22 protein-coding genes are annotated in these 25,402 nt (G+C 71.2%); 5 read left to right on the top strand and 17 right to left on the bottom strand.

All coding sequences use genetic code 11. From position 1 onward, the window contains the following. Nucleotides 1-87: 87 nt before the first annotated feature. Genes ACZBH1_RS08230 through ACZBH1_RS08210 form a run of 5 tightly spaced genes read right to left on the bottom strand, consistent with a single transcriptional unit; the run spans nt 88 to nt 6,188 of the window. Complete coding sequence (locus ACZBH1_RS08230; RefSeq protein ID WP_463646100.1) at nt 88-2,814, bottom strand: family 78 glycoside hydrolase catalytic domain; 2,727 nt, start codon at nt 2,812-2,814, stop codon at nt 88-90. Next, complete coding sequence (locus tag ACZBH1_RS08225; RefSeq protein WP_463646098.1) at nt 2,811-3,677, bottom strand: fumarylacetoacetate hydrolase family protein; 867 nt, start codon at nt 3,675-3,677, stop codon at nt 2,811-2,813. Before ACZBH1_RS08225 ends, ACZBH1_RS08230 begins: the two co-directional genes overlap by 4 nt. After that, nucleotides 3,674-4,549, bottom strand: coding sequence for a fumarylacetoacetate hydrolase family protein (locus tag ACZBH1_RS08220; protein WP_463646097.1), 876 nt, complete (start codon nt 4,547-4,549; stop codon nt 3,674-3,676). The genes ACZBH1_RS08225 and ACZBH1_RS08220 overlap by 4 nt, the downstream gene beginning before the upstream one ends. A gap of 34 nt (nt 4,550-4,583) precedes the next feature. Then, nucleotides 4,584-5,375, bottom strand: a complete 792-nt coding sequence (locus ACZBH1_RS08215; protein WP_463646096.1) for an SDR family NAD(P)-dependent oxidoreductase — start codon at nt 5,373-5,375, stop codon at nt 4,584-4,586. Nucleotides 5,376-5,399: 24 nt separating this feature from the next. Beyond that, nucleotides 5,400-6,188 carry an SDR family NAD(P)-dependent oxidoreductase gene (locus tag ACZBH1_RS08210; protein WP_463646095.1) on the bottom strand — a complete coding sequence of 263 codons (789 nt, stop codon included), beginning with the start codon at nt 6,186-6,188 and terminating at the stop codon, nt 5,400-5,402. Between the two features lie 66 nt (nt 6,189-6,254). Between ACZBH1_RS08210 and ACZBH1_RS08205 the strand changes: the two genes are divergently transcribed. Together ACZBH1_RS08205 and ACZBH1_RS08200 are read left to right on the top strand one after the other, a co-directional pair. Continuing rightward, nucleotides 6,255-6,836 (top strand): carboxymuconolactone decarboxylase family protein, encoded by a 582-nt coding sequence (locus tag ACZBH1_RS08205; protein ID WP_228479375.1) that lies wholly within the window; start codon nt 6,255-6,257, stop codon nt 6,834-6,836. Nucleotides 6,837-6,875: 39 nt separating this feature from the next. Then, a complete protein-coding gene (locus ACZBH1_RS08200; RefSeq protein ID WP_463646093.1) occupies nt 6,876-7,712 on the top strand; it encodes an IclR family transcriptional regulator in 837 nt (278 codons plus the stop codon). A gap of 73 nt (nt 7,713-7,785) precedes the next feature. Here ACZBH1_RS08200 and ACZBH1_RS08195 read toward each other — a convergent pair whose 3' ends face one another. From ACZBH1_RS08195 to ACZBH1_RS08185, 3 genes are read right to left on the bottom strand one after another with little or no spacing between them, the layout of a single operon-like run. Further along, complete coding sequence (locus ACZBH1_RS08195) at nt 7,786-8,694, bottom strand: alpha/beta hydrolase fold domain-containing protein (RefSeq protein ID WP_463646092.1); 909 nt, start codon at nt 8,692-8,694, stop codon at nt 7,786-7,788. Next, on the bottom strand, nt 8,691-9,482 hold the full coding sequence (locus ACZBH1_RS08190; protein ID WP_463646090.1) for an alpha/beta hydrolase fold domain-containing protein: 792 nt from the start codon (nt 9,480-9,482) through the stop codon (nt 8,691-8,693). The genes ACZBH1_RS08195 and ACZBH1_RS08190 overlap by 4 nt, the downstream gene beginning before the upstream one ends. Before the next feature lie 5 nt (nt 9,483-9,487). Further along, nucleotides 9,488-10,033 carry a quercetin 2,3-dioxygenase gene (locus tag ACZBH1_RS08185; RefSeq protein WP_336394339.1) on the bottom strand — a complete coding sequence of 182 codons (546 nt, stop codon included), beginning with the start codon at nt 10,031-10,033 and terminating at the stop codon, nt 9,488-9,490. A gap of 155 nt (nt 10,034-10,188) precedes the next feature. Between ACZBH1_RS08185 and ACZBH1_RS08180 the strand changes: the two genes are divergently transcribed. After that, a complete protein-coding gene (locus ACZBH1_RS08180) occupies nt 10,189-11,100 on the top strand; it encodes a LysR family transcriptional regulator (RefSeq protein ID WP_194396795.1) in 912 nt (303 codons plus the stop codon). A 6-nt stretch (nt 11,101-11,106) separates the two neighbouring features. On the opposite strand, the gene ACZBH1_RS08175 is transcribed toward ACZBH1_RS08180, so the two are convergent. From ACZBH1_RS08175 to ACZBH1_RS08160, 4 genes are read right to left on the bottom strand one after another with little or no spacing between them, the layout of a single operon-like run. Further along, nucleotides 11,107-11,967, bottom strand: coding sequence for an ATP-binding cassette domain-containing protein (locus ACZBH1_RS08175; RefSeq protein ID WP_463646089.1), 861 nt, complete (start codon nt 11,965-11,967; stop codon nt 11,107-11,109). Continuing rightward, nucleotides 11,964-13,961, bottom strand: a complete 1,998-nt coding sequence (locus tag ACZBH1_RS08170) for a dipeptide/oligopeptide/nickel ABC transporter permease/ATP-binding protein (protein WP_463646087.1) — start codon at nt 13,959-13,961, stop codon at nt 11,964-11,966. The genes ACZBH1_RS08175 and ACZBH1_RS08170 overlap by 4 nt, the downstream gene beginning before the upstream one ends. After that, nucleotides 13,958-14,902: an ABC transporter permease gene (locus ACZBH1_RS08165; RefSeq protein WP_463646668.1), complete on the bottom strand. Its 945-nt coding sequence runs from the start codon at nt 14,900-14,902 to the stop codon at nt 13,958-13,960. The genes ACZBH1_RS08170 and ACZBH1_RS08165 overlap by 4 nt, the downstream gene beginning before the upstream one ends. Nucleotides 14,903-14,959: 57 nt before the next feature. After that, the gene (locus ACZBH1_RS08160) at nt 14,960-16,534 is read right to left on the bottom strand and encodes an ABC transporter substrate-binding protein (RefSeq protein ID WP_463646086.1); all 1,575 of its coding nucleotides are present in this window, start codon (nt 16,532-16,534) and stop codon (nt 14,960-14,962) included. Between the two features lie 238 nt (nt 16,535-16,772). On the opposite strand from ACZBH1_RS08160, the gene ACZBH1_RS08155 reads away from it, so the two are divergent. Together ACZBH1_RS08155 and ACZBH1_RS08150 are read left to right on the top strand one after the other, a co-directional pair. After that, nucleotides 16,773-18,014 (top strand): glycoside hydrolase family 1 protein, encoded by a 1,242-nt coding sequence (locus ACZBH1_RS08155; protein ID WP_463646085.1) that lies wholly within the window; start codon nt 16,773-16,775, stop codon nt 18,012-18,014. A 136-nt stretch (nt 18,015-18,150) separates the two neighbouring features. Then, nucleotides 18,151-18,915, top strand: a complete 765-nt coding sequence (locus tag ACZBH1_RS08150) for an SDR family NAD(P)-dependent oxidoreductase (protein WP_463646083.1) — start codon at nt 18,151-18,153, stop codon at nt 18,913-18,915. Between the two features lie 120 nt (nt 18,916-19,035). On the opposite strand, the gene ACZBH1_RS08145 is transcribed toward ACZBH1_RS08150, so the two are convergent. From ACZBH1_RS08145 to ACZBH1_RS08125, 5 genes are all read right to left on the bottom strand, one after another. Further along, nucleotides 19,036-20,631 (bottom strand): GMC oxidoreductase, encoded by a 1,596-nt coding sequence (locus ACZBH1_RS08145; RefSeq protein ID WP_463646082.1) that lies wholly within the window; start codon nt 20,629-20,631, stop codon nt 19,036-19,038. Nucleotides 20,632-20,648: 17 nt separating this feature from the next. Next, nucleotides 20,649-22,142: an MFS transporter gene (locus tag ACZBH1_RS08140; RefSeq protein ID WP_463646081.1), complete on the bottom strand. Its 1,494-nt coding sequence runs from the start codon at nt 22,140-22,142 to the stop codon at nt 20,649-20,651. A 149-nt stretch (nt 22,143-22,291) separates the two neighbouring features. Next, nucleotides 22,292-23,257 carry a fumarylacetoacetate hydrolase family protein gene (locus ACZBH1_RS08135; RefSeq protein ID WP_463646080.1) on the bottom strand — a complete coding sequence of 322 codons (966 nt, stop codon included), beginning with the start codon at nt 23,255-23,257 and terminating at the stop codon, nt 22,292-22,294. After that, nucleotides 23,254-24,258: an amidohydrolase family protein gene (locus ACZBH1_RS08130; RefSeq protein ID WP_463646079.1), complete on the bottom strand. Its 1,005-nt coding sequence runs from the start codon at nt 24,256-24,258 to the stop codon at nt 23,254-23,256. Before ACZBH1_RS08130 ends, ACZBH1_RS08135 begins: the two co-directional genes overlap by 4 nt. Beyond that, nucleotides 24,255-25,391 carry an FAD-dependent monooxygenase gene (locus ACZBH1_RS08125; protein ID WP_336394329.1) on the bottom strand — a complete coding sequence of 379 codons (1,137 nt, stop codon included), beginning with the start codon at nt 25,389-25,391 and terminating at the stop codon, nt 24,255-24,257. The genes ACZBH1_RS08130 and ACZBH1_RS08125 overlap by 4 nt, the downstream gene beginning before the upstream one ends. Nucleotides 25,392-25,402: the final 11 nt, after the last annotated feature.

The following is a 25,402-nucleotide window of genomic DNA, read 5'->3' as shown; positions in this document are numbered from 1 at the left end:
GCGTTTGGCGCGGGCGCTGAGGTGTTGGGTGCAGGACCGCCCTGTGGAGGAGGCGCGGCACCTACGGGGCGACATCCGCCGGCTGTGTCACCGTCCCCCGAGCTCGATCACGTGGGTGCTGCGCCCCGGCGTGAGCGCGACGTCGACCCCACCCGCGACGAGGTGCGCCGTGACGCCGAACGGCACGTCGACGGTGACGGTGCCCACGACCCCTCCGCGTGTCGTCCCCGCGCCCGCCGCGCGGGTCCACTCGACCGCGAGCCGCCCGAACGGCGTGCCGACGTGCGCGCGCACCCACTCGACCCCGGCATCGAAGCCGGGCCCGATCACCGCGGTACGGAAGCCGGGCGAGGTGGGGCGGATGCCGGCGACCCGGCGGTACAGCCAGTCGTCGACGCTGCCCGGCGCAGAGTGATTGAACGACATGGGCCGGATGGCGCCGTCCGGCGAGATCGCATCCCACGTCTCCCAGACCGTCGTCGCGCCGCGGTCGACCTCGTAGAGCCACGACGGCGCATCGGACTGCCACAGCAGCGTGCGCGCGACGTCGGCGTAGCCGTGGTCGCACAGCACGTCGAGCAGGTACGGCGTGGAGAGGAACCCGGTGTCGAGCCGGTTCCCCCGCTCCCGGATGAGCTCCACGAGCCGCGCCGCCGTGCGTGCACGCAGCTCGGGCGGGACCATGTCGAAGGCGAGCGCGACGACGTAGACGCCCTGCAGCCGCACGGGGAGGTCGCCGTCGGCGCCGATGTACTCGGAGGCGAAGGCGGCGCGCACCTCGGCCGCCCGTGCGGCGAAGGCCGCGGCATCCGCCGGTCGTCCGAGAGCCGCCGCCGCCTGTCCGGCGATCGTCAGCGTCTGCGCCTGGAACATCGGCGCGAGGTACTCGCTCGTGAGTGCCGGGGCGACGCCGATCGCCTCGTGCGTCGGGCGGCCCTCCATCGTGCTCGGGGTCAGCCAGTCGCCGAAGTGCAGGCCGGTGTTGTAGAGCAGCGCCTGCGCACGCCGGCGCTCATCCGACAGCCCGGCGCCGGCGAGCGCCTCGGGCAACTGCGCCGCGGCGGTCGCGCGCTGGTACTCGACCCACCGCAGCATCGCGTCGTAGTTCTCGTCGAGCACGCGGCGATCGCCGGTGCGTTGGTAGAGGGTCCACGGCACGATCGCGACGGCGTCGCTCCAGCCGGCCGCCGCGACGATCGAGCCGATGCCCTGCGCTGCGTCCGCTGCCTCGGCGTCGAACGGCGAGCGCGGCGAGAAGATCGGGATCCGCCCGTCGGGCAGCTGGTCGGCACGCAGATTGTCGAGCCATCGCTCGAGGAAGGGCAGCACCAGGGCGTTGTTCGTCGCGGCGCCGACGAACGCCTGGATGTCGCCGGTCCACCCGGCGCGCTCCCGCTGCGGGCAGTCCGTGGGCACCGACAGGAAATTGCCGCGCTGACTCCACACCACGTTCTCGTGCAGGCGGTTCAGACGGGGATCGGAAGACACGAACGAGCCCGTCTGCTCCAGATCGCTGGCGAGCACCACAGCCACCACGTCTTCGGGCTCGAGCGGCGCGGTCAGCCCGCTGATCCTCGCGAACCGGAAGCCGTGGAAAGTGAACGCGGGTTCCCACTCGTCGGGTCCCCCGGCGGCGACGAAGACGTCCGTCTGCTCCTTGTTGATGCCGACGATGTTCGCGAACCACGAGCCGTCGGCGGCGAGCGTCTCGGTGTGCTCGAGCTCGATCCGCTGTCCGTTCGTCGACTCCCGCAGGCTCAGCCGCACGCGGCCGACGAGCACCTGCCCGAAGTCGACGACGGTGCCCTGATCGGTGTCGACGAGCGAGACCGCCGGCATCTCGCGCACGCGGCGGATCGGTTCGCCGCGGAACGGCACGAGCACGTGGTGGTCGGCGCCGACCTCTGCCACCGGCATCCATTCGCCGTCGTCGAAACCGGGACGATCCCACCCGACAGGCTCGGCACGCCGGTCGAACCGCTCGCCCACGAACAGGTCGGCGTACGCCCAAGGCCCTGTCGCGCTGCGCACGTCGGAGCCGGATGCCACGACCTGCGTCGCGCCGTCGGAATAGTCGATGTGCAGCTGCCAGATCGCCGAGGTGCGGGCGCCGTACTGCGCACTCGAGCCGGTGAGACCTATTCGGCCGGCCCACCAGCCGTCGGCCAGCGCGACGCCGAGGACGTTCTCGCCCTCGGTGAGCGCGGCGGTGACGTCGTAGGCCTGGAACGAGATGCGGTGCTCGTAGCTGTCGTATCCCGGGGCGAGCACCTGGTCGTCCGCGCGGACGCCGTTGACGAAGGGCGAGTAGACCCCGCGCGCGGCGGCGAACAGTCGCGCCCTGGCCACGCCGGGGCGGACGTCGAAGCGCTGGCGGAGCAGCTGCGGCGGTCGCAGCCGTTCTTCGGGCGATGTGTGGGGGCCGAGCCCGCGCACCCAGTCCACGATGCTCCACCGTTCGACGACGGCCTCCTGCTGCGCGGGTTCGACCCATGCCGCCGACCAGTCCGCGGGGTCCAGGAGCGACGTCTCGAACGTCGACGCCGCCCACTCCGACCAACCGCCTTCGGGCGACCGGCTGCGCACGCGCCACCGGTAGGCGCCGTTCGCGGCGAGCGGCTCCCCCGCGTAGGCGACGAGTCCCCCGTTCGGGCCGTCCACCGGGCCGCTCGCCCAGACGACCCGGCCACCGGTCGACACCTCCAGCTCGAAGGCGTCCTGGACGTGGTCGGCGAGCCACGAGAAGCGGGGCTCGCGGGCGCCGACGCCGATCGGCTCGTGCAGGTAGTCGACGCGCAGGTCGTACGGGGTCATGGGTCCAGGGGTCGGTCGCCGGCGGTGAAGCGCGTGGTGAGCGTGCCGATGCCCTCGATCTCGCTCACGAGCACGTCGTCCGGGCCGATGAAGCGCGGCGGCGTGCGGCGGTTGCCGATGCCCGCCGGCGTGCCCGAGAAGATGATGTCGCCGGGCAGCAGCCGGCACACCGCCGAGAGCCGCACGAGCAGCTCGGGCACGTCGTAGAGCATCATCGACGTCCGCGAGGACTGCATGCTCTCACCCGAGAGGCGGCACGAGATCGCGAGGTCGTCGCGGTCGGCGAACTCGTCCGGTGTGACGAGCCATGGGCCCGTCGGACCGAAACCGGGGAACGACTTGCCCAGGCTGAACTGCGGCGCCGTGCCCTGCAGCTGCGTGATGCGCTCCGACAGGTCCTGCCCGATCGTCAGGCCGGCGACATGATCCCAGGCCTGCTCGCGCTCGAGCCGGTGCGCCTCGCGCCCGATCACCACGACGAGCTCGACCTCCCAGTCGACGTGGCCCTCGGGCAGCTCGACCACGGCATCCTGCCCCACGATCGACGACGGGAACTTCGTGAACGTCACCGGCATCGAATCCGGCGGGTATCCCGCCTCCGCCGCGTGCTCGGCATAGTTCAGGCCGATCGCGAACACCTGCCGCGGGCAAGGCACCGGGGCGCCGAGGGCCGCGACGTCGAGCGTGACGGATGCCTCGGCCGTGGCATCCGTCGCCGTCGAGGCCCACTGCGCGAACGACGCCCAGTCGTCGAACAGCGACTGCGGGTCGGGACCGAACCGGCCCGCCGAAGCCCGGTGCACGTCGACCGCGCGGTCCTCTGTCACGACGACGGCGCGCCCGCCGAGATTGGCCAGCTTCACCAGTCGACCCGCTGCGGAGCGGGCTCGCCGTAGCGGTCCTCCCACGAGATGACCCGGTTGCGAAGCGTCCCGATGCCGGTGATCTCGGCTTCGATCTGGTCGCCCGGCTTGAGGTAGAAGTCGAACGGGTCGTCCTGGATCGCCGCGACGCCTGAGATGGTGCCGGTCGTGATGATGTCGCCCGCGCTGTAGATCTGCGGCGAGTGGTACGCCACGAGGTGCGGGAATCTGATGCGGGTCTGGTTGGTGTTGCCCTGCTGGCGCACCTCGCCGTTGACGCGCAGCTGCATGGGCAGCTCGTGCATGTCGGGCACCTCGTCGCGCGTGACGATCCACGGGCCGATCGGGCAGAACGTGTCGATCGCCTTCGAGAACGAGAAGACGCCCGACTCCATCTCCTTGCGCTGTATGTCGCGCGCCGAGATGTCGTTGAACACGGTGAAGCCGGCGATGTAGTCGTCGGCCTCGTCGGGGCCGAAGAACTTGCCCGACTTGCCGATGACGATCGCGAGCTCGAGCTCGTAGTCCATCTCCTTCGTGAGGTGATCGGGGTAGACGATGTCGTCGTCCGGACCGATGATCGCGTCCACGTTCTGGAAGAAGACGATGCCCTTGTGCACGGGGTGCGACCAGTTGACGGCTTCGAGCTCGTTGTGATGGTCGGCGAAGTTGCCCGCGGTGTGGAAGAACTTCTTGGGGCGGATGGGCGCCTCGAGCGTCACGTCGGCGTAGGCGAGGCGCTCGCCGGTCTCGGTGACCTGGCCGCCGCGCTCGAAGTACTCGCGGGTGGAGGGCACGTCGAGCTCGATGACGACGCCTTCCTCGAGTTCCAGACGGCCGACCCGGCCGCCGTCGAAGGTGATGAGCTTCATCGTTCGTTCTCTCCTTGATGTCGTCCGGCGGCGCTCAGGCGCCGACCATGTTGAAGCCGCCGTCGGCGAGCAGGTAGCCGCCGGTGAGGTGTGCGGACTCATCCGTCGCCAGCCACAGGCAGGTGCCGGCGACGAACTCCGGCGGCGGGATGACGCCCATCGGCGTCTGCGAGATCAGCACCTCGCGCCGGCCGCTCTTCCAGTCCTCGCGCTGGAGCAGACGCTCGGTCTCCATGAAGCCCGGAGCGAAGGTGTTGACCCGCACCGCGGGCGCCAGCACCTTTGCGTAGGACTTCGTGATGCCGAGGATCGCGTACTTCGCCGCCGCGTACTGCGGCGCGCGAGGCGACCCGCGCACGATGACGGTCGAGCCGACGTTGATGATGTTGCCGTGGCCCTGCTCGAGCATCCGCTCGCCGAACTCGTGCGTCATGAGGAGCGTGCCCTTCACGTCGACGTCGACGACCGCGTCGAGGGCCTCCTGCGTGAGGTCGCGCCATGACATCTGCTCGCTCGAGACGTCGCCGACGTTGTTGACGAGCACGTCGAGCACCCCGGAGGCCTCGAACACCTCGTCGGCCATGCGCTTGATCTGGTCCCACGAGCCGATGTCGGCCTGCACCAGGATGCCGTCGCTGCCCGCCTCGCGGATGCGCTCGAGCGTCGCCTCGGCGCCCGCCCTCGACGAGCGGTAGTGCACGGCGACCTTGGCGCCCTCCTGCGCGGCGCGCACGGCGATCTCGGCGCCGAAGCCGGTGCCGGCTCCTGTGACGAGCACGGTCTTGCCGGCGAAGCGGGGGTAGATCTGGGACGTGGGGTCGGTCATGGGTTCTCCAATCGTCGAGCGCGCTCAGACGAGCGTGCGACCGCCGTCGATGTACATGACATGGCCGGTGACGAATCCGGCATGACGTGAGGACAGGAAGAGCGCGGGACCGGTGAGCTCGTCCGGGGTGCCCAGCCGGCCCGCCGGCACGAGGCTCTCGAGCTCTTCGCGCTTGCCCGGCTTGGACAGGTGGCCGGCGGTCAGGGGCGTCTCGATGTAGCCGGGAGCCAGCGCGTTGACGGTGACGCCCGCCGAGGCCCACTCGCGTGCCATGACGCGCAGCAGCTGGTTGATGCCGCCCTTCGAGGCCGCATACGGGCCGTGCGAGTGGTGCGCCAGCAGCCCCGACACGCTCGACAGCGCCAGGACGCGCCCATGCCCCTGCGCGACCATGTGCCGACCCGCGGCCTGCGCGAGCCCGAACAGCGACGAGAGGTTGACGCGCAGGATGCGGTCCCACTCGTCCTCGGTGAAATCGAGGATCGGGCGCCGGTCGTTGATGCCGACGGCGTGCAGCAGCACGTCCAGGCCGCCGAGCCGCTCGACGACGTCCGCGACGACCCGCTCCCCCGCCCCGTGCTCGGTGAGGTCCGCCTGGATCAGCTCGTGGCGGGCACTCATCTCCGACAGGTGCGTGCCGAGCGCATCGAGGGCACGCTGATCGCGGTCGACGACGGCGACGGATGCCCCGACCCCGGCGTACGCCAGAGCGCACGCGCCGCCGATGCCGCCGGCTCCGGCGACGAGGACGCGCGAGCCTCTCAGGCCCAGCCAGTCGGGGTCGACGCCCCGCTGGGGAATGGTGTCCGCCATGACACTTCTCTCGCTCAGTTCACTAAATGAAAGCTGGTTTCGTTGAATGAACGTATACTGATCGCCATGATCCGTCAAACGGACGAGCCGATGACCGAGCGCGTGCCCCCGTTCCCCCCGGAGGCGCTGACCGGCGCGCAGCGGGAGCTCTACGACGCCATCGCGAGCGGACCGCGTGCGCAGGGACCCCAGCACTTCGCGCTCACGCGCGCCGACGGCTCGCTGCGCGGGCCGTTCAACGCCTTCCTGCTCGCCCCCGAGCTGGGCGCCGCCCTGCAGAGCGTGGGAGCCGCCCTCCGCTACCGCGGCACCCTGACAGGCCGTGCCCGCGAGATCGCCATCCTCCTGGTGGCCGCCCGGTGGGACAGCGAGTTCGAGCGGGAGGCGCACGAAGCCGTGGGATCGGCGGCGGGCCTCACCCCGCCCGAGCTCAGCGCGCTGCGCGACGGCGACATCACGTCGTTCACGGGTGTCGACGCGGTCGTCGCGGTCGCCACCATGCGGCTGCTCGACGGCGATCTCAGCGACGAGGCCTGGGACGAGGCATCCGCGGCTCTCGGCGCCGAAGGCGTGTTCGAGCTCACCGTGCTCGTGGGCTATTACGCCACGCTCGCCCTGCAGCTGCGCGTCTTCCGCGTGCGGCCCTGACATTGCCGGCATCCAGACCAGCAGATACGGTTTCACACGATGAAAACTCCGGATGAGTCGCCCGCCCGAGACGACGCCGACTCCGCGGCCGACACACCCGGGAAGACCGCCAGCCGCTACCGCATCGAGGCGCTCGCGAAAGGCCTCGACGTCCTTCGGCTCTTCGACGAGTCCGTGACGTCGCTGAAGCTGCGCGAGGTCTCCGACCGCACCGGGATCCCGATGCCGACGGCGTTCCGCGTCGTCGCGACGCTCGAGGAGGGCGGCTATCTCGAGCGGCTGCCCGACGGCAGCATCCGGCCGGGAGTGGCGGTGCTCCTCCTCGGGTCGGCGGCGCTGCGCGGGTCGAGCCTCGTCCAGCTCAGCGAGCAACCCCTCCGCCACCTCGCCGAGGAGACCGGCGAGACCGTGAACCTCGGCGTGCTGGTCGGTGACCAGGTGCTCTACCTCGCGCGCCTGCGCAACTCCGACCTCGTCACCGCGAACATCCAGGTGGGCTCGACGCTGCCCGCGGCGTACACCTCCATGGGCAAGCTCCTGCTCGCCTATCTCAGCGACGCCGAGCTGGCCGCCGCGCTTTCGGACCACGATTTCGGGGCGGATGCCGGCCCCAACGCCGCCCGGTCGCTCGACGAGCTGCGCGCGCGACTCACCGAGATCCGCAAGCAGGGCTACTCGCTGCAGGATCAGGAGGTCGCCGCCGGCCTGCGCTCGGTCTCGGTGCCGGTCTTCGGCCGGGATGCCTCCAGGCCCGCCGCGGCGATCAACATCGCGGTCGCGTCGTCGCGTCATGACGTCGCCGCGCTGCGCGGCCCGCTGCTCACACGCCTGCAGGCGACCGCCGACGACATCTCGCGCCTGCTGCGCTCGACCTGAGTCCGGCGCCCCAGGCTTCGTCGAGTAACCCCGATCTCGTCGAGAGACCACGTCCTCGGCGCCGATACCGTGGTCATTCGGCGAGGACGCGGTCACTCGGCGGAGAAAGGGTCTCGGCGAGCAGAGCGAGAGTGTGCTCCGCGGCGGGATGCCCGATCTCGTTGAGGTAGCCGTGCATCGCGCCGCGCTCGCGCACGACGCGGACGTCGACGCTCGCTGCGGCCAGCTCGGCCGCGAAGGCCTCGCCCGACGGCCGCAGGCTGTCGAGCTCCGCGTTGACGATCAGCACCTCGGGGAGGCCCGCCAGGTCGTGGCCGCCCGCGAACGCGTAGCCGTCGGGGTCGTGGCCGTCGGGCAGATAGTTGCGGTTGATCGCGTCCCGGCTCTCGGGCGTGAACAGATGCGCCGCAGGGACGTCCTTCAACAGCTCGGCGGTCTCGTCGTTCGGCTCGAGGATGCCGTCGTGCAGCGACGGGTAGACGAGGGCGAGCACGCGTGGCGCCGTCGTGCCGCGGTCGCGCAGCCGCATCGCGGCGCCGGCGGACAGGTTCGCGCCGGCGCTCGCGCCGCCGAGCGACACCCGCTCGGGGTCCGCGCCGTACGTGCGGGCGTTCGCGACGGCCCAGTCGAAGGCGGCGACGATCTGCAGGCCGGCGACGGGGAATCGCGCCCGGGGACCGGCGGCCTCCATCTCGGCGCGGATCTGCTCGGGAGACGGGATGTCGGCGTCGGGGTCGGGCGGACCGAGCACCTCGAGGGCGTCCAGCGGCGCCAGCGTGTAGTCGACCGACACCACCGTGACACCGTCCGCGCTGAGGCGCCGGCCGACCTGGTCCGCTTCGGGCATCTCGAGCGTGCCGAACATGAATGCGCCGCCGTGCAGCCACACCAGCAGTGCGCCGTTCGGCTCGCGGGCTGGGTAGACCCGCACCCGGAAGTCGTAGCCGCCACCTTCCAGTGCGACGTCATGCGTTCGGGTCATCGGTGATCCTCTCGGTTGTGCCCGGTGACGCGGGCGACGAAGTCGATGGCCCGATCGAACACCACGTCGGTGTCGCCGAGCCCCTCCCAGAAGTGTCTGCCGCCGGGAACGGGGCGGAGCTCGACGCCGACGCCGACCGCACGCAGGGCCGCGGCCAGCGCCTCGCTCTGCGCGAAGGGGACGTGCTCGTCGGCCGTGCCGTGCGCGATGTGGAACGGGGGCGCCCCGGCGCGCACCTGCAGTGCCGGCGAAGCCAGACGTGCGACCTCCGGGCGATCTGCTGCAGGGCCACCCAGCCACTGCGCCTCCCGGGTGTCCTCGGGCGCTTCGCCGGTGTCGTGTTCGGCCATCGCGAACAGGTCGGCCGGTCCGAACCAATCCACGACGCCGCGGATGTCGTCTCGGCGGAGTCCCGCCAGGGCGGCGAGCGTCGCACCGGCCGAGACCCCCCACAGCACGATGCGCGAGGCATCCACTCCGTGTTCGGCGCCGTGGGCCTGCAGCCAGGCGAGCGCGGCGTCCACGTCGTCCAGCTGCGCCGGAAAGCGCGCCTCGGCGCTCAGTCGGTATTCGCACGAGGCGACCGCGAACCCTGCGGCGACGACGCGGTCGAACGACCGGGCGTCGCCGATGCCGGGCGTGAACACCTTGCGGCTGCCGCGTCGCCACCCCCCGCCGTGCAGGAACACGACGAGGGGCGCGCCGGCGGCGCCGGGTGTGCGCAGATCGAGCGAGAGCGGGCGGAATCCCTCCGGCTGGGCGACGTCGACCTCGAGGATCGAGGGCATCGGAGTCAGTCGCGGAACCGGAACTCGGGCATGAACTGCGTCCAGTACTTCTCGCCCGCAGCACGCATGGTCGGGTAGTCGGGCACGTAGACGCCCTGGGGCTCGGTGAGATCGGTCTTCTGGCCCATCGCGTGGAAGAACCGCTCGAAGCCGGCCGTGCCCACACCGAACACCTTGGTCGTGTTGTGGATCTGGAACGCGTGCACGATGTTCGCGGGGATGTATGCGAAGTCACCCGTCGTCAGCGTGGTCTTGGAGTGGTAGTCGGCCTCGTCGTCCATCCAGATGCTGATCTCGCCGTCCACGACATAGAAGATCTCGTGCGTCTTGAAGTGCTTGTGGGCCGGGATGCGGTCGCCCTTCGGGCCGACCATGGTGAAGGCTCCGTACTGGTCGTCGGTCTCGTCGGCCGACAGCAGGATCGAGAAGAGCTGGTCGAAGACGAGCGACTTCTCCCCCTGCCCTTCGCCGAGAACGAACGGCCTGGGCGACGCCGGTAGGACGCCTGCGAAGGGGACCTTGTCGGGGTCGTCAGCGGGGAAAGTGGTCATGCTTACCTCCTTGTAAGAACGCGGTGCCGTTAGGCAGACGGAGCATCGGGTCGTTCCGAACAACTGCTCCGGGTGCCTCAAGTCTCGCCAGGGCGCGCGGCAGGCGGAAGTTCGAGCTCCCTACCCGGCGTTAGCCGGAAGCTAAGATTCGGAGCATGGATGTGCCTATCCACGTGATCCGCTATTTCTGTGTGCTCGCCGAGGAGCTGCACTTCGGACGGGCTGCGGAACGCCTCAGCATCACGCCTCCGTCGCTGAGTCAGCAGATCAGCCGCCTCGAGCAGCAGCTCGACGTCAAGCTGTTCGATCGCAGCCCCCGCAAGGTGGAGCTGACCGCCTACGGGCGCGAGCTGCTGCCCCTCGCCCGTCGGGTGCAGGACGACCACGACCAGCTGCTCAGCTGGGGCCGCTCGATCCGACGCGATCGCAACGCTCCGATGCTGCGGGTCGGAGTCGTGGCCGCCGGGGCGGGCAGCCTGACGACCGCGGCGATCGCGGCGACGATGCAGGCGATCCCACAGGCGCGCATCGAGATGCGCCGGCTGGGCTTCTTCGACGTCGCCGAGGAGCTCGAGGGCGGGCGCGTCGACGTCGTCTTCGCACCGTGGCCCATGCTGCTGCCGCCGCGCGTCCGCGCCGAACCGCTCTGGCGGGAGGCGCGCGTGCTCGTCGTGCGGGCCGATCATCCGTTCGCCGGACGCGAGTCGATCTCGATCCTCGAGACCGGCGACGAGATGTTCGTCTCGGTGGCGAACGGTCCGGCCGAGGTCGTGAACTGGTGGCTCGTCGACCCCCGCCCCGACGGCACGCGACCCCAGCGCGGACCCACCGCCGACAGCGTCGAGGGGCTGCTCGAGCTGGTCGCCGCCGGCGCGGGCGTGAACATCGCCGGGCAGTCGGCCAGTCAGCACTATCGCCGCGACGAACTGGCGTTCATCCCGATCTCCGACATCGAACCGGCGACCATCGTGCTGTGCAGCCTGAGCGACAGCCCGAACCCCATGGTCACGTCGTTCCGCGAGACCGCCCAGGCCCTGTCTCCGATCGTCGACGCGACGTTCCACTGACCCCGCTCAGGCGGCGGGGACGGATGCCGCCGCCCTGAGCGCCTGCCATGCTTCGCGTCTGCGGGCCTGCTCGTCGGGATCGGGCACGGGCGACGCCGCCATGAGGATGCGGGTGTAGTGGGCCTGCGGGTTGCGCATCACCTCGGCGGTCTCGCCCTGCTCGACGATCCGGCCGCGGTTCAGCACGACCACCCGCTGGGCGAGGAACTCGACGACGGCCATGTCGTGCGCGATGAACAGGTAGCCGAGATCGGCGCCGGCGCGCAGGTCCGAGAGCAGGTTCAGCACCTGGGCCTGCGTCGACAGGTCGAGCGCGCTGACCGCCTCGTCGCAGACGACGAGGCGCGGGTCGGTGACGAGCGCGCGCGCGATCGCGATGCGCTGGCGCTGACCGCCCGAGAACTGGCGCGGATAGCGATCCTCCGAGCCGGGCGCGAGGCCCACGGATTCGAGCGCCGCCTGCACCCTCCACGTGCGCTCCGCGCGCGGCACGCCCGCGACGCGCAGTGGTTCGCCGAGCGCGTCCCCGATGGGCCTGCGGGGGTTGAGAGACGAGAACGGGTCCTGGAAGACGGCGCGCAGGTCGCCCTGCAGGGTGCGGCGATCCGCGGCGCTGAGCCGGGTGATGTCGCGTCCCTCGAAGATGATCTGCCCGCTCGTGACCGGCACAAGCCCGAGGATGGCGCGCCCGATCGTGGTCTTGCCCGAACCCGACTCGCCGATCAGGCCCAGGGTCTCGCCGCGGCCGATCGTGAACGACACGTCCTCGACGGCGAGCGGCCCCTTCCGCCCGTAGCGGATCGAGAGGTTGCGCACCTCCAGCAGCGGGGCGTCCGGCGAGATCACGACAGGCTGTAGCGCGCTCATAGCTCTCCTCCGACGGCGACCGGACGGCGCCACTCCTCTTGTCTGCCCTCGACCTCGTCGCGGCGGATGCAGCGCACGCCGCCCTCGCCCTCCGCGCGCGGCAGGAACGGGATCGCTGTCTTGCACTCGGCCCGGGCGAACCGGCACCTCGCGGCGAAGCGGCATCCGCTCGTCCACGATCCCGGCAGGGGCACCTGACCGGGGATGGACGCGAGGCGGGTCGTCCCCTCGAAGTCGATGATCGCGTGCGGGTCGGCGGCCAGCAGCGCCATCGTGTACGGGTGCTCGGGGCGCACGAGCACATCGCGCACGGTCCCGGACTCGACGATCTGCCCGGCGTACATCACCGACACGTCGTCGCACAGGTCGGCGACGACGCCGAGGTCGTGCGTCACGAGGATGATCGACATGTCGCGCTCGGCGATCAGCCCGCGCAGCAGTGCGAGGATCTCCGCCTGCACGGTGACGTCGAGCGCGGTGGTCGGCTCGTCGGCGATCAGCAGCTTCGGCGTGCCCGACAGCGCCAGGGCGGTCGCGACGCGCTGGGCCATGCCGCCCGAGATCTGGTGCGGGTAGCTCTTGAGCACGCGGGGCGGGTCGACGATCCCCACGTCGGTCAGCAGCTGCAGCGCGATGCGCTTCGCCTCGCGGCCGCCCACTCCGCGGAGCCGCTTGACGGATGCCGCGAGCTGCCAGCCGACCGTGAACATCGGGTCGAGCGCACGGGTCGGCTCCTGCGAGATGAACGCGATCTCGTGCCCGCGGGTGCGCTGCAGCGTCTTCTCGTCGGCACGGGCCAGGTCGACGCCGTTCCACCGGATGCTGCCGGACCGCACCGACAGCCCCGGAGCGAGCAGCCCGAGCATCGCGTACGACGTGACGCTCTTGCCGCAGCCCGATTCGCCCACGAGGCCCAGCACCCGGCCGGCCCCGACGCGGAGGGAGACACCGGAGACGAGCTCGGGCCCGTCGTCGACGCCGATGACCAGGTTCTGGACGAGCAGCGCGCCGTCCGCATCCGCGGGAACGAGGGAGTCGGATGCCGCGACCGGCGCCGGCGCCGCGGCGGGCGTTCCCCCCGCAGCGGCCGGGGCATCCGTCGGCGCCTTCCTGCGCTTCAGTGAGACGAGGGAGGGCGGCATCGCGGAGCCGCCGGCGAGCACATCGGCCAGCGAGTTCGCGGCGATGATCGTGAGCGCGAGCACGCCGCCTGTCGGGATCATCATCCAGGGCTGCTGGAAGATGTACTGCGACGCGGTCTGCACCATGCCGCCCCACGTGGGCTCGGGCGGCTGGGGGCCGAGGCCGATGAAGGCCAGTCCGGCCTGCAGCCCGATCGCCGCGCCGAACAGCAGCACGAACTGGACGATGACCGTGGTCGACATGTTCGGAAGCACGTGGCGCAGGCTCGCCGTCATCGGCCTCACGCCGTCGACGGCGGCAGCCTCGACGTACAGCTGCTGGTGCAGCGACTTCGCCTGACCGAAGAAGACGCGGTAGAGCGCGCCGAACAGCAGCAGCCCGAAGGCGACCATGACCAGCGGCATGTTGGTGCCGACCGCGGCGATGAACGCCAGGATGATCACGGTGCCGGGAAGGGAGAGCACGATCTCGCTGACCCGGTTGACCACGCCCTCGGCGCGCGCGTAGCGCGCCGCCCACAGCGTGATCGGGACGGTGACCAGCACGGCGACGATCGGGGTGATGACCGCGATCAGCAGCGTCGGGGCGGCCGCGGTGACGATGCGGGAGAGCAGGTCCCGGCCGAGTTCGTCCGTGCCGAGGAGGTGCGCCCACGAGGGTCCCTGGAGCACGGCCGAGAGGTCCTGCTCGAGCGGACCGTAGCGCAGCCACAGCGGCGACGTGAGCGAGGCGAGCACGAGTCCCACCAGCCAGATGATCGACAGCACGGCCGCCGGCGAGCGCAGGACGCGACCGCCGAACCGCCGCTGCGGCTTGCGGATGCGCAGGATCGAGGTGGTGTCGATGGTCATGATGCACGCAGCTTCGGGTCGAGGACGCGGTTGAGGAGTTCGAGGCCGAGGTTCACGACCACGACGACGAGCGTCGCGACCAGCACCAGCGCCTGGACGAAGGGCAGGTCGGCCGAGCCGACCGCTGCCTGCATGGCCTGCCCGATGCCGGGGAGCGCGAAGAGCACCTCGATGATGACCGAGCCGCCGAACAGGATGATGAACTGGATCGCGACGCTCGCCAGGATCGGCAGGCTCGCGCTGCGCAGCGCATGGACGTAGACGATGCGCCACGTGGGCGTGCCGACGGCGCGCAGGGTGCGCATGTGCTCCTGGGTGAGCGCCTCTCCCATGGAGGCCCGGGTCTGCCGCGCGAGGCCGGCCGCGGAGGTGATCGCGATCGTCAGCACCGGCAGCACCAGCGACCGCGCCCACGCCTCGGGGTTCACGGCGAACGGCACGAATCCCGTCGCGGGAAGCAGCCGCATCTGAACGGCGAAGACGTATACGAGCAGGACGCCCACCCAGAACGCGGGAAGGGAGAGCAGGATGCCGGAGAGCGCGGTGATTCCGCGGTCCACCGCTCCTCCGCGCACGGCGGCCACGACGCCTATCGTGATCCCGAAGAGGGCGCTGACGAGCGTGCCGAGCACGGCGAGGGCGGCGGTGACCGGCAGGCGCTTGGCGATGTCGGGGCCGATCGGGCGCCCGTCGATGAGCGAGACGCCGAGGTCTCCCTGCAGGACCTGTCCCCACCAGCTGAGGTACTGCACGATCCACGGGTCGTACCAGCCGACCTCGATGTTGTAGGCCTCGACCTGCTCCGGGGTGCCCGCCATGCCGAGCGCCACCCCGCCGGGCGTGGACCCGGACAGGTGGACGAGCACGAAGGCGAGCATCGTGGCCACGACGAGGGTGAGGATCGCGAACGCGATCCGCTTGAGCACGAAGGTGAGCATCATCACTCCCTGGTGTGTCCGGTGCGGCGGCGGCGAGGGCCGCCGCCGCACCGGAGCCTGTCAGGACGCCGGCTGGAGCGCCGAGAGGATCGGGAACGAGTCCGTCCCGGGGAAGGTCGGCTCCTCGAGGACCGCCTCGTTGTAGGCCCAGGGAGACAGCTGCTCGAAGAGCGGGAGCAGCCAGCCGGACTCGACGATCGCCGCGTTGAGGTCGGTCAGGGCGGCCGCCTGAGCGTCTTCATCACCGGAGCCCGCCGCCGCGCCGTACGCGCCGGCCGCCGCCTGGATCTCGGCGTTCTCGGCGCCGTGGAAGTTCGCGAAGCCGAACAGCACCCCGAACACGTTGCCGGGAGGGTTCGTCCACGTCAGCGCGATCGGGCCGCCCAGGGGCTGCGTCTGCACGGCGGCGAAGATCTCCTCCGTCGACGAGGCGTTCTTCAGCGAGACGTCCACGCCGATCTCGGCCCAGTACGGCTGCAGCGCCTCGAGGTCGCGCTGGCTCTGCTGGCTGATCGTGAAGTCGAACGCGAAGCCGTCGGGGTAGCCCGCCTCCGCCAGGAGCTCCTTGGCCCCCTCGGGGTCGTACGCGTAGTCGTCCTCGAGCTCGGGGATGTAGCCGGGGCTCTCGGCGGGAAGCGCGTTCGCGGTCGGGATGTCACCCGGGTGCACCGCGGCGACGTAGGCCTCGCGGTCGATCGCGATCGACAGGGCCTTCCACACGCGCGGGTCGCCGAACTGCGGCGCGAGGCTGCCGTTCTTGTCGAAGGGCAGCAGGTTCTGCACGACGCCGCCGTTGGCGACGAGTCCGACCCCGGCGGCCTCGACCTGGTCCTGCGTGGCGCTGGTGATAAAGGCCAGGTCGACCTCGCCCGAGATGGCGGCGTTCACGCGCGCCTGCGGGTCGAGGATCGGGCGGAACTCGTACGAGTCGTAGGGGTACGCGTCGACGTCGGGGTGGTCCTCCTTCTTGACCAGCAGGTACGAGTTGCCCTTGATCGTGGCATCGGTGTCGACCTCGAGCGGTCCCGAGCCGTCGGCCGTGGCATCGAGGGTGCTGCGGTCGGCGACGCCGGCGGCGCCCACGATCGCGCCGGCGGGAAGCACGAGGTTGGCCTCGAACCCGGGTTGCGGAGCCGCGAAGGTCAGCGTGACGGTGTCGTCGTCCACGACGGTGACCTCCGAGATCTCCTGCTCGCCGCCCTCCGCGAATCCGCTGTACGCCGACAGGTCGGGGTCACCGCGGAAGTCGAGGTTCTGCTTCACGAGATCGGCCGTCACGGTGGAGCCGTCGGCGAACGCCGCGCTCGTGTCGAGGTCGAGCGTGAGCTGCGTCTGGTCCTCGTTGTACTCGAAGTTCGTCACGAGGTCGGGGACGACCTGCCCTTCTTCGTCGAGGAGGAAGAGGGAGTCGTAGATCCCCTCGAAGAACATGCGCTGGCCACTGCCGTAGCGCAGCGGGTCGTAGCCGAGCGCGGCCTGGTCGGAGTCGAGGCCGATGACGAGGACCGACGTGTCGGCGGGCTCGCCGCTGGTGCCCCCCGAGCCGCCGGGCGCCGTGCAGGCGCTGAGTGCCAGAGCTGAGGCGGCGACGGCCGCAAGGACGGCGGCGCCGCGCGCTGTGGTGATTCGAGACATCCTGATCTCCTGTGATCGTGGTGTGCTGGTGCGGACTTCAGTGGTCGCGGATCGCTGATCGGGAGTCGATCCTTCGGTACAGGTTGACCCGGTGCGGCCGGTTTGGCCATTCGGATCCGGGCTGGGCTGCGTTAGCGAACGCCTAACGCTGCCCCTCTCGAGCGTTGCTTACAGTGAAACAGGTTTTCATACACTGAACGAATGTGCGAGGATGGACGAGAGTCAGAGAGGACCACTCATGCCCGCAGCATCCTTCCCCGCCGACTTCCTCTGGGGAGTCGCCACCGCCGGCCACCAGAACGAAGGCGACAACGTCCACAGCGACACGTGGTTCCTCGAGAACGTCACGCCATCGGTGTTCCAGGACCGGTCGGGCAAGGCGGCGAACGGCTGGGAGCTGTGGGAGTCCGACCTGGACCTCGTCGCCGGGATGAACCTCAACGCCTACCGCTTCTCGGTCGAGTGGGCCCGCGTCGAGCCCACCGAGGGCGAGTTCTCCGAAGAGGCGCTGGCGCACTACGAGGCGGTCGTCGACGGATGCCACGCCCGCGGGCTCGCCCCGATCGTCACCTTCAACCACTTCACGTCGCCGCACTGGTTCGCGGCGCGCGGAGCGTGGCTGGACCCCGAGGCGCCCGAGCTGTTCGCCCGCTACTGCGGCGCGGTGATGGATCGCTTCGGCGACCGAATCCGCCTCGCCGTCACCTTCAACGAGCCCGACCTGCCCGAGATGCTCACGTGGGCGGATCTGCCGTCGTTCGTCGCCGACCTCGAGCGCGCCACGCTGACGGCCGCCTCGGCGGCGGCGGGCGTCGAGCGGTACCGCGCCGGCAACGTCATGCTGCCCGAGGACTTCGCCGCGATGCGGGCGGGGATGACTGCCGGCCATCAGGCGGCGAAGGCCGCGATCAAGGCGCGCCGGCCGGAGCTGCCGGTGGGCCTGTCACTCGCGGTCGTCGACGATGTCGCCGCCCCCGGCGGCGAGGAGCTGCGCGACCGCAAGCGCGCCGAGGTCTACGAGCACTGGCTCGCACTCGCCCGGGAGGACGACTTCATCGGAGTGCAGAACTACGAGCGCATCATCTACGGCCCGGATGGTCAGGTGCGTCCGTCAGACGGCGTCGCCGTGAACGGGATGGGGACGGCCGTCGAGCCGGACTCGCTGCGCGGCGCCGTCGAGTACGTGCACTCGGTCGCCCAGGTGCCGGTGCTCGTGAGCGAGCACGGGATCGGGACCGAGGATGACAGCATCCGCGCCGCCTTCATCGCGCCCTCCCTGGATGGCCTCGCGCAGGCGATCGCCGACGGGGTGCCCGTGATCGGCTACTGCCACTGGACGCTGATGGACAACTTCGAGTGGATCTTCGGATACGGCCCGAAGCTCGGGCTGCACTCCGTCGACCGCGAGACCTTCGAGCGGACCGCCAAGCCGAGCGCTGGCGTCTACGCCGAGCTCGTGCGGGCGGCGCGCGGGCTCTGATCCTCGGCCCGACACGACGGGTGACCGCGCCGGGCCGCCTTCACCAACGCGCCGCACGGTGGATTCGCGGATTCCGATGCGGGCCATCAGCGGATGCGGGTTCCCGCGCGCCCGGGGCACGGGCTACGGTCGCCCCATGACCAGCTATCCGGGGCTCGAGGGACGCGCGGTCGTCGTGACGGGTGCGGGCGGCGGGCAGGGGGCTGCCGAGGCTCGCCTGCTCGCGGCCGCGGGTGCGCGCGTGATCGCGACGGACGTGACGGATGCCACCGCCGAGGCGCCGGGAATCGAGCACCGTCGGCTCGACGTCACGGACGAAGCCGGCTGGGCGGGCCTCGCCGCCGAGCTCGCTGAGAGCCTCCGCGGCGAGCCGCTGCGCGGTCTGGTGAACAACGCCGGCATCACGCATCGCGCCCGGCTGGGCGCTGTCGCGCGCGCCGACTGGGACCGCGTGCTCGCGGTCAACCTGACGGGGCCGATGCTCGGCATCCAGGCCCTCGCACCCCTGATGGGCAGCGGGTCGTCGATCGTCAACATCGGATCGTCGGCGGCGCTCAACGCGCACTACCCCGTCGCCTACACGACGTCGAAGTGGGGCCTGCGCGGACTCACCCACGTGGCTGCCACCGAGCTCGGCCCACGGGGCATCCGGGTCAACGTCGTGCACCCCGGCTTCATCGAGACGCCCATGACGGCGAGCGCCCCCGAGGTCATGCGCGACGCGCAGCTCGCGCTGACGCCGCTCGAGCGGCTGGGCGACGCCGACGAGGTCGCCGAGCTCGTCGCGTTCCTGCTCTCGGACGCCTCGTCGTACCTCACCGGCGCCGAGATCCCGGTCGACGGCGGCGCCACCTCGTCGGCCGGCGCCAAGTTCATGGCCGACCGCATCGGCAGGCCCTGACGGAGCCGCCGCGTCCGGCCCCGTCGCCGAGATCGCATGATCTCGCCGAGATGACACGTCCTGGGCGCCCGCGTCGTGTCATCTCGGCGAGAACGCACGATCTCGACAGCACGATCGGCGTCAGCGGGCGACCTCCTCGACCCGCGTGCCCGACACCTGCTCGACGACCCGGCGCGCGCCGCGCACCGCGATCGCGACGCTCATGAGCGTCGGGTTCATCGTGTTGGCCGTGGGGATGAGTGCGTTCCCGCCGACGACGAGGTTGTCGAACCCCCACACGCGCGACCACGGGTCGGCGACCGACGTGCCGTCGTCGGCAGCGCCCATGCGCATGGTGCCCATGTAGTGCAGGCTCGAGCCGTTCGGGAGGAGCCGAGGCTCGGCGACGAACGCCCCGAGCGCCGCGCCGGCACGCCGTACCCGCTCGTGGGCCTCGTCGAGCTCGGGCTGCTCGGCATCGGTCAGCGCGTACTCGATCGTCATGTTCGGGAAGCCGCGGTAGTCGAGCTCGGCGTCGTCGAAGGTGACCCCGTCCTCGACGCGGGGGTGCTTGCGCACGCCGTAGCCCATGTTCACGTAGCCCCACCGGTTGCCCGCCGCCGGGTGCGACGGGTCGAGCGGGAACGGCGGGTTCTCGGCGTACATCACCTGCAGCGACAAGGGGTGGTCTGGCTCCGAGAACGGGATGCGGTTGACGGCGGCGACCGGGTCGGCCGCGTTCTGCGCGCGGCGCGCCAGCTCGGCCGCGAACGCCTCCTCCGAGATGAGGCCGCTCATGCGCTCCTCGTCCAGGGCGACGGTCGTGATGACGACGTGATGCTCGGTGAGGTAGCGGCCGAGGGCGCGGGGACGGATGCCGCTGGCCCACAGCAGCTGCGGCGAGCGGAACGCGTCGGCGGCCACCACGACGACGTCGGCCGGGAAGAACGACGCCTCCTTCGTGCGCAGGTCCTCGATCGTGACGCCGGTCACCTCGCCGCCCTCGTGCTCGATCCGGCGCACGAGCGTCAGATCGCGCAGCTCGAATCGTGCCGACTCGGGCGTGCCCTCCTCGATGAGCGGGCCGAGGACGGTGTTCGCGCCCGCCCACACCATGGAGCCGTCGGGCTGCGGGTCGCCGGCGACGGGCAGGGTGCCCACGCCGTAGCCCTCCGGCAACTCGGCGCCGAACTCCGCGTCGAGCAGGGAGCGGATGGCAGAGCCGATGGGCGAGTCGGCGAACGCGGCGCTCTGCGCGTGCAGCAGCGCCTCGGCTGCCGTGATCAGCTCCTCCCACTCGCCGTCGTCGATGAAGTCGACCTTCTCGCTGAACGCGGGACGCGGGATGGCGCACGTCCAGTGCGCGCCCTGGCCGCCGACGTTGGTGGCCGCGGCGGCTGCCGGGAAGGTGGGGGCGTGCGCGGAGCCGGGTCCCCCGAAGTCGAGCAGGTGCGTTCCCTGGCGTGCCGTGAACATGCCCTCGACGACCACCCCGGCGGGGATGCCGAGGCTCTCACGGAACGCGCCGGACTGCGGTCCCTGCGACATCTCGCGGGCGCGGGCCTTCTCGTCCGGGTCGGCGATGTTGCGGACGCTCTCGCCGGGCACCGCCGTCAGCTGCGGACCGGCCTCGAACATGACGACCCGAGCCTCGGGAGAGCCCTCGAGGATCACCCTGGCGTAGGCGGAGCCGATCGGCCCTGAGCCGACGATGGCGACGATGGGGGTGTGAGACATCGGAGTACCTCTTCTGGTCACGCGGTGAGCGGTTCGGAGCTGGGGGCGGGGGCGTGCTCGGACTCGTCCGAGAGCCGCCCGGCGGGAAGCAGGACGGCGGCGACGACGCCCACGGCGTAGGTGGCGGCGAGCGCCGCGAAGACCGGGGCGAAGACGCTGCTGTAGATGGCGGCGACCTCCGTCTGGACGGCGACGGATGCCTCGTGCACGAACTGGGGCGTCAGCGTCGCGGCGTCGAGGGACGACGGCAGGAGCGCCGCGACGCCGAGCCCGATGACACCGCCGACGATCGCCGTCGCGACGGTCGACCCGATCTGCCGCACGAGGTTGACGGCAGCGGTCATGCTGCCGGTGTCGCGGCGCGGCGCGGCGCTCTGCACGACGGCGATGACGAGGCTCATGAACGCCCCGGTGCCGATCCCGACGACGGCCATGACGACCATCGGCACCCACAGCGGCAGCCCCACCGGCAGCAGCGCCATCACGAAGAGTCCCGCTGCGCCGAGCGCGGTGCCCACGATGCAGTAGACGCGGTAGTGGCCCGTGCGGCTCACCAGCCATCCGGTCGCGAGGTTGGACACCAGCATCCCGAACACCGTCGCGATGGGGACGAGGCCCGACACGGTCGCGCTGGTGCGGTAGGCCATCTGGAAGTAGGTCGGCAGGTACGCCGTGATCGAGAACAGTCCGATGCCGATGATGGCCGACAGCGCCGTCCCGGCCGCGATGGTCCGGTCGGCGAAGAGCCGCAGCGGCACGAGCGGCTCGGGGGCGCGCAGCTCGATGAGGAAGAACGCCGCGAAGGCCATGGCGGCGATGACGAACGAGACGACGGATGCCGCGGCCCGCGCGGGATCGCCGACCCAGGTGACGGCGAGAACGAGTGCGACCATGGCGACCGCGAACGAGAGCGCGCCGGCGATGTCGAAGCGCCGCCGACCGAACCCGGGGAGGCGCGGGACGGCGATGAGCGCGAGGAGGAGCGCCGCGACCCCGAACGGGATGTTGATCCAGAACACCCAGGGCCAGCCCCAGTAGTCGGTGATCAGGCCGCCGAGCACGGGGCCGACGAGGATCGCGACGGGGAAGGCGGCGCCGATGATCGCCAGGTACCGGGGTCGCTCGCGCGGCGTGGTGACCCGGGCGACGATCGTCTGCGACATGAGGTGCAGCCCCGCCGAGCTCATGCCCTGCACCACGCGCGCGGCGATCAGCTGGGGCATGTCCTGCGCGAAGCCGCACGCCAGCGATGCGACGAGGAAGAGCACGAGCGACACGAGGAACACGCCCCGCGGGCCTGCCGCGTCGCCCAGCTTGCCGAGGATCGGCAGCAGCACGGTGCTGGCGAGGGTGTAGCCGACGACGATCCAGCCCATCTGGGCGAGGGCGCCGAGGTCACCGGCGACGGTCGCGAGGGACGTCGCGACGATGGTGTGGTCGAGCGCTCCGAGGATCGCGACCGTCAGCAGCGAGACGATCAGGAGGCGGATCCGCCAGGGTGACATGCTCATACGCGTTGTGGCCCGTACGACCGGGCGATCGACGCGACGGGATGTGCCCCTGCGCGCCTTCGCGGCAGGGGACGGGCCGGCAGCGGCCCCGACGTCACCGTCGATTCTAGCCATTCTTTAGCGAGAAATCAACATAAGTGCTTGCCTTGTCAGCCGCGGTGCCGCACACGCGGGCGCGGGCGCGCTGCAGCCGGCTCGGGGGCGGGGACGGCCTCCCCCACGAGACCGACGAGCTCGCCGATCCCCTCCACCGTCATGCGCACCTCGTCGCCCTCACCGAGCGGCGGGGGGACGAGGCCGCCGTTGCGGCCCCACAGCTCGCCGAGGCATCCGCCGTTGCCGACCGTGCCGCTGCCGAGCACGTCGCCCGCCACGACGCGGGAGTTGCGCGATGCGTAGGCGACCAGCTCGGGGAAGGGCCAGCCCATGTTCGAGACGAGGTCCTCGCCGATCAGCTCGCCGTTGACGCGCACCTCGGCGCGCACCGCAAGGAACCCGTCGGCGTCGAGGTACTGCTCCAGCTCGTCGGCCGTGACGATCCACGGGCCGAGGCTCGTGCCGAAGTCCTTGCCCTTGGCCGGCCCGAGCCGCACCTTCATCTCACGGCCCTGCAGGTCGCGCGCCGACCAGTCGTTCATGATCGTGTAGCCGAAGATGCGGGATGCCGCGGCCTCCGGGTCGAGGTTCGCACCGGGCTCTCCCCCCACGACGACGGCGAGCTCCAGCTCGAAGTCGAGCCGCTCGGTGACGGGCGGCCGGAGCGTGTCGCCGGGGCCGAGGATCGTGTGCGGGTTGGTGAAGTAGAACGTCGGAGCCTCGTACCACTCCGGCGCGACGAAGCTCTTGCCCTCCACGCCGGCGCTCACGCCCTCGACGTGCTCCTCGAACGCCACGAAGTCGCGGACGGATGCCGGGACCAGCGGCGCCAGCAGGCGCACGTCGGCCAGCGCCGTGCCGCCGGACCGGTCGATCCGCGCGAACGCGGCGCGCGCGGCATCCAGCCCTCCCGCCAGGATCCCCGCGACGGTCTCGCCGTCGGGGAACGGCATGACGCGGTCGCCGACGACGAACCCCTCGCCGACGGCGCCGCCGGACTCCCAGCGCGCGATCCTCATGCGCGCACCCGCGTCTGGAGGAGCGCCTCGGCGTTGCCCGACAGGATGCGCTCGGTCAGCTCCGGTGGCAGGTCCGCGCCGCGCACGAACGACACCGGGTCGTCCAGGCCCATGTCGAACGGGAAGTCGCTGCCCAGCAGCACCCGCGAGCCGCCCGCCACCTCGACCAGGTGCCGCAGCGCGACCGGGTCGTGCACGACGGTGTCGAACCACAGCTTCTTGAGGTAGCTCGAGGGCGCGTGCGCGCAGCGGCGCGCCTCGGGGCGGACGTGCCACGCGCGGTCGGAGCGACCGATCGCGAACGGAAGGTATCCCCCGCCGTGTGCGGCCACGATCTTCAGGTCCGGGTGACGATCCAGCACCCCCGCGAAGATGAGGTGCGACAGCGCGACCGCGTTCTCGGTCGGCTGCCCCACGGTGTTGGACAGGTAGAACCGGTCCAGCCGCTCGTCGAGGCTGCAGCCGAACGGGTGCAGGAACACGACGCAGCCGAGCTCGGCAGCGCGCGCCCAGAACGGCTCGAGACGCTCGTCCGACAGCTCGACGTCGCCGGCGAACGACGAGATCTCCACGCCCGCGAGGCCCCGGCCGAGCACGGCGTCGTCGAGGTACTCCACGATCCGCTCCGGGTGCTGCAGCGGCACCACGCCCAACCCGGTGAGGCGGTCGGGCGCACGGGAGACGTGCTCGGCGATGAGCCGGTTGGTCTCCCCCGCCACCCACACCGCGAGGCCCTCGGGCGCCCACGGATAGAAGTGGTTGGGCGAGACGCTCACCCACTGCCGGTCGACGCCCTGCGCGTCCATCGCCGCGAGCCGGGCGCCGACGTCGGTGAGCTTCGGGATGCGTGCCCCGACCATGGCGCCGGAGGCCTGGAGGCTCTCGACGCCGTTGCGGCGCCGCTCCAGCTCCGCCGCCTCGGCGACGAGCTCGGGCGCACGGCGCACCACCTCGTCGTGCAGGGCGGGCAGGAGGAGGTGCGCGTGGACGTCGGTGGTCATGCCGGCTGCGCCGTCATCTGTGCGATGCCGAACATGAGACCACCGGCGTCGGCGTCGCGGACGCCGTCGAGCTGCCATTGGCCGAGTTGCACGGATGCCTCGACCACGGCCTTCGCCCGCGGCAGGCGTCGCGCGTGGAACTCGTCCCACAGCTGCTGGTCGACGGCGTCGCGCTGCACCAGCAGCTCGGTCAGGACGAGCGCGTCCTCCAGGCCCTGGGCGGCGCCCTGCGCGATCGTCGGGGGGCACGAGTGCGCGGCGTCGCCGATGATGACGACGCGGCCGCGGTTCCACGGCTCCTCGACGATGTGCTGGGTGAACCAGGTGTAGTTCGCGTGCGCACCGTTCTCGAGGTCGGCGCGGATCGCGTTCCAGGGCCCGTCGTAGGCGCGGGACTCCTCGAGCATGATGCGGCTGGCCTCCTCGTCGGAGAGGCCGAAGCGGTCCTGGGCCTTCTCGACCAGGAACGCGTACATGCTGTCGTCGCCCGTGGGCGTGTAGCCGGCGATGTACATCGGTCCGCCGTAGTAGAGCTCCGTGCTCTCCACCTCCGCCGGACGCGAGACGAAGGCCCGCCAGATCCCCATGCCCGTCGGCTCGGGCTTGGTCTCGATGCCGATGAGTCCGCGCACCTTCGAGTTCAGCCCGTCTGCACCGATGAGCAGGTCGAACTCTCCGACCGACTCGCCGGCGACGAACACCTCGACGGCGCCGTCCGCGCGCGCGTCGAGACCGCTGATGTCCGCACCGAAGTGCAGGCGTGCGCCGGCCCTCTGCGCGTGCTCGGACAGGATCCGCGCCAGGTCTGCCCGCGGTATCCCCATGCTCGACGGGTAGTCGGGTCCGCCGGTCTTGAGGTCCGGCAGCGCCGCGACGACCGGGGCGCCGGGACCGGGGGCGCGCAGGTTGAGCCCCTCGAAGGCGAAGCCGGCGGCGTTGATGTCGTCCCACGCGCCGAGGGCGTCGAACACCCGCAGCGCGTTGCCCTGCAGCGAGATGCCCGAGCCGAGCGCGGTGAGCTCGGGCTTGGCCTCGAAGACGTCGACGTCGACGCCGGCCTTCGCGAGCTGGATGGCGGCGGCGAGTCCCGCGACGCCGCTTCCGGCGATGGCGACCTTGCGGACTGCGGTCATGTCAGAACCTC

The sequence above is a fragment of the Microbacterium sp. ZXT2-5 genome, from assembly GCF_055329545.1.
This window is presented reverse-complemented; position numbering and strand designations above follow the sequence as displayed.